Annotated in this window: 5 protein-coding genes and 1 pseudogene; 4 read left to right on the forward strand and 2 right to left on the reverse strand. The window is 66.9% G+C overall.

Going from position 1 to position 5,643, the window contains the following annotated elements:
* Both IRZ12_RS15105 and IRZ12_RS15110 read right to left on the reverse strand, forming a co-directional pair.
* Window positions 1-291, reverse strand: a pseudogene (locus IRZ12_RS15105) (ATPase); the annotation flags it as partial.
* A complete protein-coding gene (locus IRZ12_RS15110; protein WP_296470077.1) occupies window positions 288-1,034 on the reverse strand; it encodes a response regulator in 747 nt (248 codons plus the stop codon). The gene IRZ12_RS15110 and the pseudogene IRZ12_RS15105, both read right to left, overlap by 4 nt.
* Before the next feature lie 152 nt (window positions 1,035-1,186).
* Here IRZ12_RS15110 and IRZ12_RS15115 point away from each other — a divergent pair, with 152 nt between their 5' ends.
* The 4 genes from IRZ12_RS15115 (at window position 1,187) to recQ (ending at window position 5,591) form a co-directional block, all read left to right on the forward strand.
* Window positions 1,187-1,765: a Spy/CpxP family protein refolding chaperone gene (locus IRZ12_RS15115; RefSeq protein ID WP_296470080.1), complete on the forward strand. Its 579-nt coding sequence runs from the start codon at window positions 1,187-1,189 to the stop codon at window positions 1,763-1,765.
* A 260-nt stretch (window positions 1,766-2,025) separates the two neighbouring features.
* A complete protein-coding gene (locus IRZ12_RS15120) occupies window positions 2,026-2,547 on the forward strand; it encodes a gluconokinase (protein ID WP_296470083.1) in 522 nt (173 codons plus the stop codon).
* Window positions 2,548-2,593: 46 nt separating this feature from the next.
* Window positions 2,594-3,778, forward strand: coding sequence for a cystathionine beta-lyase (gene metC / locus IRZ12_RS15125; RefSeq protein ID WP_296470086.1), 1,185 nt, complete (start codon window positions 2,594-2,596; stop codon window positions 3,776-3,778).
* Window positions 3,771-5,591 (forward strand): DNA helicase RecQ, encoded by a 1,821-nt coding sequence (recQ, locus tag IRZ12_RS15130; protein WP_296470089.1) that lies wholly within the window; start codon window positions 3,771-3,773, stop codon window positions 5,589-5,591. The genes metC and recQ overlap by 8 nt, the downstream gene beginning before the upstream one ends.
* Window positions 5,592-5,643 lie beyond the last annotated feature (52 nt).

Raw genomic sequence — 5,643 nt, forward strand, 5'->3', positions numbered from 1 at the left:
GGGTGGGACGGGGCGCGACACCAGGCGCCATTCGCCGCCCGAAGCTGCCGCCACGAAGGCGGCGCGCTCGCTCTCGTCGATCTGGGAGAGGGCCGCGCGCAGGGTGCGTATGGTCGTGGCGATGAAATCCGGGGCGACGTTTTCCAGGACGTCGCGCCGGTAGTGCTCGATGGCGAGGAAGGTGGCGGCCTGGGCGACCAGCACGGAGCCGAGTATCAGCAGGACGAGCCGCGCGCGCAGCGTGCGCGGCACCAGGCGTCCGCCCCAGCGTCGAAGCGAAGTCGCGCTCATGAATGCGGCGGCGTAGCCGACGCCGCATCGCCGTTGCTGGTCAGGGGCGCGAAGCGGTAGCCGATGCCCCAGACCGTCTGGATCCATTTCGGCTGTTTCGGATCGTCCTCGATCGCGCGGCGCAAGCGTAGGATGGCGATGTCGATGGCGCGATCGTTGCGCTCGCCGGCTTCGTCGTCGCGCGCCAGCGCGAGCAGCCGCTCGCGCGACAACGGCTTGCCCGCATTGCGCAGCAGGGCTTCGAGCAGGTTGAATTCTCCGCCGGTGAGGCGAACCTGCTCGGTTCCCCGGTGCAGGGTGCGCGCCTTGGGATCGAACACGAACGGACCGAATGCGACCGGTGCGTCCTTGGTCAAGGCCGATGGCCCGCTCTTGCGCCGCAGGACCGCTTCGATCCGCGCCAGCAGCTCGCGCGGGTCGAACGGTTTGCCCAGATAGTCGTCGGCGCCTGCTTCCAGGCCAATGATGCGGTCTACTGTTTCATCGCGCGCGGTGAGCAGGATGACGGGCAGGTCCTCCCCCCGTTCGCGCAGTCTTCGGCAGGCGTCGGCGCCGTCCCCGCCGGGTAGCATCCTGTCCAGCACCAGCAGGGCGGGGCTGTAGCGGGCGATGCGCGCCTCGAGATCGGTCGCATCGGGGGCGAGCAGGGTGTCGTAGCCCTGTTTGTTGAGGTAGTCGGCGAGCAGTTGGCGCAAGGCCGGATCGTCGTCGACCACGAGCAGTTTGGTGGCGGGTTTTTCCATGGCGGAATGTTCGCGTCAGGCGCTTGCAGCGGCAAGCAGCGTGAAATCGGTTGAAACAGATGGCCCTGCGCGTGCAACGGGTCCGAAACCGGCGCTGACCCAGAATGCAGTCACCGCCGCAGTTCGATGCGGTGTTGACAAGGAGTATCGCAATGACCAAGCACACCCTTCGCACTATCGCGTTGTCGCTCGCGCTGGCTACCGGCAGCGCCGGCGTTTTCCAGGCCGTCCACGCCCAGCCTGCCAATGACAATAGCACGCAAGCCGAGCAGAAGGCGCCCCACCAGCACCGCCACGCCTTCAAGGGACGCCACGGGCCGATGCACGGCTCCGCTTTCCTTCCCGGCAGCGAGGCGCCCTTCGCCATGCTGGGGCGGTTGAAGTCCAAGCTCAACTTGAACGAATCGCAGCAAAAACTGTGGGACACCGCGCGTGAGCAGAGCCGGGAGGTTGCCAAGGCCGTGCGCGCCCAGCGCCAGGAAAGCGCCAAGGCGCTGCGCACCCAGGTGGATGCGGGGCCGCTCGACCTGCGCGCGCTGACCGCCAAGCGGGAAGCCGACCGCGCGGCGCTCAAGCCGAAGATGGACGCGGCGCGCGAGGCATGGCTGGCTGTGTATGACTCGCTCGATGGCCAGCAAAAGCAGCTCGTCACCGATGCCGTGAAAAAGCGCCTCGGGCGCGGCGACCGCATGCGCGAGCATCGTCGCTCTGTCCAACCGCCCAAGAACTAACGCCTGAAGCGTTCCCCTCAATCCTGCAGTACGGAGAACTGGCGCAGCAATGCGCCAGTTTTCTTTTTTTGCAGGAGCGATGGATTTGAAGCAGGATGTCGGCTTGTGCAGTCGGCGGGCGGTCGCGCCGAACCGGCGGGCAGCGGGGCGGTCTATCCAGCGTGTCATGGCATCGGCAGCCGGCACCGCCCGCGCGCGAACAAGCCGGGCGGACCCGGCCCCGCCGGCCGCTTCGATCCGGATCGCAATGGGAGGCCGTCATGGTGGTGGTGATCATGGGCGTTTCGGGCAGCGGCAAGACGACCGTCGGCCAGCTGTTGGCGGAGCGCCTGGGCTGCGGCTATGCGGATGCCGACATTTTTCATCCGCCGGCGAACATCGAGAAAATGTCGCGCGGCGAGCCGCTGGACGACGCAGACCGCGCACCCTGGCTGCAGGCGATGCGCACGGCCATCGAGGCGTCGCTCGCCACGGGCAAGCCGCACGTATTCAGCTGTTCGGCGCTGCGTGAGCGTTACCGGGCCGTCCTGGCCAAGCCGGGCGAAGACGTGGTGTTCGTCCATCTCGACGTGTCCTATGGCACCGTGATTCGGCGCCTGGCGCAGCGCAAGGGGCATTTTTTCGACCCGCGGCTGGCGCGCAGCCAATTCGATACGCTGGAGCCGCCGAGCAATGCCATCGTCGTCGACGCGGAGCAGCCGCCGGAGGCGATCGTCGAACGAATCCTGGGAGAGTTGGCGCGTCGAGGCAAGCCGGCCTTTCCGGGAAACCAACTTGGCTAAAATGGCCTGCTTACCGGCGCAGCGCCGCAACGAACCCAGAACAGCCATGCCCAAGCCCGATACCTTGCTGGCGCATGCCGGACGCGCTCCAGAAGCGTACTCCGGCATGGTCAATACTCCCGTCTTCCGCACCTCTACCGTCATCCATCCCACGATCGAGTCGTACGAGGCTCCGCGCGACCTGACCAAGAAGCCGGTCAGCTACGGCCGGCACGGAACGCCCACCACGTTTGCTTTCGAAGAAGCCGTGGCCCGCTTGGAAGGCGCGCATCAGGCGGTGGCCACGCCCAACGGCTTGTCGGCCATCATCGTGGCCTTGCTGGCGGTGCTCAAGCCCGGCCAGCATTTGCTGGTGACTGATTCGGCCTATTCGCCTGCGCGCGGTTTCTGCGACCGCAGGCTGGTGCCCATGGGCATCGAGGTCGAGTATTACGATCCGCTCATCGGCGCCGGCATCGCCGACCTGCTGCGCGACAACACCGGCGCGGTGTTCTGCGAGTCTCCGGGTTCGCTCACTTTCGAGATGCAAGACATCCCGGCGATCGCGCGGGCGGCCCATGCGCGCGGCATTCCCGTGCTCGCCGACAACACCTGGGTGACGCCATATTTCGCCTCGCCCTTCGAGCTGGGCGTGGACATTTCGATCCACGCGGGTACCAAGTACATAGGCGGCCACTCCGACCTGATGATAGGCGTCGTCTCCACCAACGAGCAGTACTGGAAGCCGGTGCGGCAGACGGTGTACGACTATGCCTATAGCGTGAGCCCGGACGATTGCTATCAGGCACTCAGGGGCCTGCGCACGCTGGGCGTGCGCCTCAAACAGCACGAGAAGAACGCTCTGGAAGTGGCGCGCTGGCTGCAGCAGCAACCCGAGGTATCGCGAGTGCTGTATCCGGCGCTCGAGACCGATCCGGGGCATGCCCTCTGGAAACGCGATTATCGGGGGGCCTCGGGGTTGTTCTCGGTCGTCTTGAAGCCTGTTGACGAAGCGGCGCTCGCACGCTTCGTCAACGGCCTGCAGCTGTTCGGCATCGGTTCGAGCTGGGGCGGCTTCGAGAGCCTGATTACCGTGGTGCACGCGGCGCCTTATCGCACTGCTACCCGATGGCAGCCCGAAGGGCCCGCCGTGCGCCTGCACATCGGCCTGGAAGATCCGGCCGACCTGATCGCCGACTTGCGCCAAGGACTGGATCGCTTGCACGCAGGCGAGGCTCCGGCGCATGGGTGACGACCGAGCGCTGGAGGTACTGCGCCGGGTTTTCGGTTATGACCATTTCCGCGGGCCGCAGCAGGAAATCGTGAACCACGTGGTGGCCGGCGGCGATGCGCTGGTGCTGATGCCTACCGGCGCAGGCAAGTCGCTGTGCTATCAAGTGCCCGCCCTGGTGCGTAGCGGCACGGGGGTCGTCGTATCCCCGCTGATCGCCCTGATGCAAGACCAGGTCGATGCGCTGACCGAGCTGGGGGTCAAGGCAGCTTTCCTGAATTCCACGCAAGACTATGCCCGCGTGCGCGAAGTCGAGCGGGCGTTCATCGCCGGCGAGCTCGATCTGCTGTACGTCGCGCCCGAGCGCTTGCTGACCGAGCGCTGCCTGTCCTTGCTCGAGCGCGGCCGCATCGCCCTGTTTGCGATCGACGAGGCGCACTGCGTCTCGCAATGGGGGCATGATTTCCGGCCGGAGTACCTCGGTTTGTCGATGTTGCATGAGCGTTGGCCGCAGGTGCCCCGCATTGCGCTCACCGCCACGGCGACCCAGGCCACGCGGCTCGAGATCGCGGAGCGGCTCGGGCTGCAAGACGCGCGTCATTTCGTCTCCAGCTTCGACCGTCCCAATATCCGTTATCGCATCGTCGAAAAGAGCGATCCGCGCCGGCAATTGCTGGATTTCCTCCGTCAGGAGCACGCCGGGGATTCGGGCATCGTGTACTGCTTGTCGCGGGCGCGGGTGGAGGAGGTCGCCGAATTCCTTTGCGCCCAGGGCATCGATGCCATGCCATACCACGCCGGCCTGGACGCGGCCGTGCGGGCTGCCAACCAGGCGCGATTCCTGCGCGAAGACGGGGTGGTCATGGTGGCCACGATCGCGTTCGGCATGGGGATCGACAAGCCTGACGTCCGCTTCGTGGCCCACCTCGACCTGCCCAAGTCGGTGGAGGGGTATTACCAGGAAACGGGCCGCGCCGGCCGCGACGGGCTGCCGGCCACGGCCTGGATGGCCTATGGGCTGCAGGACGTGGTGCAGCAAAGGCGGATGATCGACGAGTCCGCCGGCGATGAGGCGTACAAGCGCCGTTCGGCCGCCATGCTCGAAGCCATGCTGGGGCTGTGCGAGACCGTGGAATGCCGTCGGGTGCGCCTGCTGCAATACTTTGGCGAGCGCTCGCAGCCTTGCGGCAATTGCGATACGTGCCTCGAGCCGCCGCAGGCGTGGGACGGCACCCAGGCGGCGCAGAAAATCCTCTCGGCCGTCTACCGGCTCTGGAAAGAGCGCGGCCAGCGTTTCGGCGCGGGCCACGTGATCGATATCCTTCGCGGCAAGCGGACCGAACGCGTCACCCAACACCGCCACGATGAGCTGAGCGTGTTCGGCGTGGGGGCGGACCTGAGCGAGAAAGAGTGGCGCAGCGTGTTGCGGCAACTGATTGCGCTGAACCTACTGACCGTGGATCACGATGCCTACGGCACGCTGGCGCTGACCGAAGGCAGCCGCGCGGTACTCAAGGGAGAGCGTGTCTTGATGCTGCGCCGTGAGACCGCCAAGCCCAGCCGCAGCCGGGAAGGCGCCCGCGCCCGTGCCGCCGCGACCTTGCCGCCCGAGGCCGAGTCTTTGTTCACTGCGCTGCGGGCCTGGCGCGCCGAGGTGGCGCGCAGCCATGGCGTGCCGGCGTATGTCATTTTCCACGATGCCACCCTGCGCGAGATCGCGCTGGCCCGGCCGTCCTCGTTGGAGGCGCTCGGAGAGATCAGCGGCGTCGGCGCGCGCAAGCTGGAGGCGTATGGGGAAGAGATACTGGAAAGGGTGCGGAACCCGTTGAACTGAGCCGGGGGCCCCCAGCCCGCGGCGCCGCGGGGGGCGGCAACCAGGCGGGGGG

This window comes from Pigmentiphaga sp., assembly GCF_019689535.1.
Classification (GTDB): Bacteria; Pseudomonadota; Gammaproteobacteria; order Burkholderiales; family Burkholderiaceae_B; genus Pigmentiphaga.